Source organism: Spirosoma endbachense (assembly GCF_010233585.1).
Classification (GTDB): domain Bacteria; phylum Bacteroidota; class Bacteroidia; order Cytophagales; family Spirosomataceae; genus Spirosoma; species Spirosoma endbachense.
This window is the reverse complement of sequence record NZ_CP045997.1, coordinates 10,299,318-10,300,021: the sequence shown is the minus strand read 5'-3', so window position 1 is coordinate 10,300,021 and position 704 is coordinate 10,299,318. Positions and strand designations below refer to the sequence as shown.

Below are 704 nucleotides of genomic sequence, written 5' to 3'. Positions count from 1 at the left end.
ACAGGTTGTTCGGATGTGGCCACCGCTACGGTCACCATCAGTCCAGCACCCGCTGCTGCCCTGACGGCCTCATCGACCACCCTCTGTGCCGGACAGTCGACCACCCTTACCGCCACCGGGGGAACCAGCTACTCCTTCAGTACGGGTACCATCAACGCCACCGGACTGCTCCCCGTCAGCCCCGCCACCACCGCCACCTTCTCGGTGACAGTGGCCAATGCCAGCGGCTGCCGGAGTACCACCTCGGTAACCGTCACCGTCCATGGACTGCCCCAGATCCTCAGCATCGACCAGGCCAGCGCCTGTATCAACAATACGGCCAGCTTCACCGTCGATGCCACCAATACCGGCAGTGGCACCCTGGAGTACAGCCTCAACGGGGGCAGCTTTACCACCAGCAACAGCTTCACCCTCAATGCCCCTACCAGCACCACGGCCACCGTCGTGGTCCGCACGCAGGGCAGCAGTTGCTCCGACTCCCAGACCATCGTCCTCAACTGTGGCTGCCAGACTCCCGTCAGCCTGACGTTGCTTCCCGCAAGCCCCCAGGTTTGTGCGGGCAATACCCTCAGCCTGACGGCTACGGTAAGCGGAGCGAGTTCAGCCAGTCTCACCAGCACTGGCACGGGTAGCTTCAGCCAGAGTGTCATCACCGGTAGCCAGCCATTGACCTATCAGCCTTCGGCGGCCGACATCGCAGCGGG

The 704-nt window shown here is 63.6% G+C and carries 1 protein-coding gene; it reads right to left on the bottom strand.

Annotated features, from left to right (window positions below):
- Nucleotides 1-128: 128 nt before the first annotated feature.
- Nucleotides 129-488, bottom strand: a complete 360-nt coding sequence (locus GJR95_RS42450; protein WP_232541032.1) for a hypothetical protein — start codon at nt 486-488, stop codon at nt 129-131.
- Nucleotides 489-704 lie beyond the last annotated feature (216 nt).

Excerpts from the sequence above, each read along its gene's own strand:
- GJR95_RS42450 (WP_232541032.1), bottom strand. The coding sequence starts at position 488 with ATGGTCTGGGAGTCGGAGCAACTGCTGCCCTGCGTGCGGACCACGACG.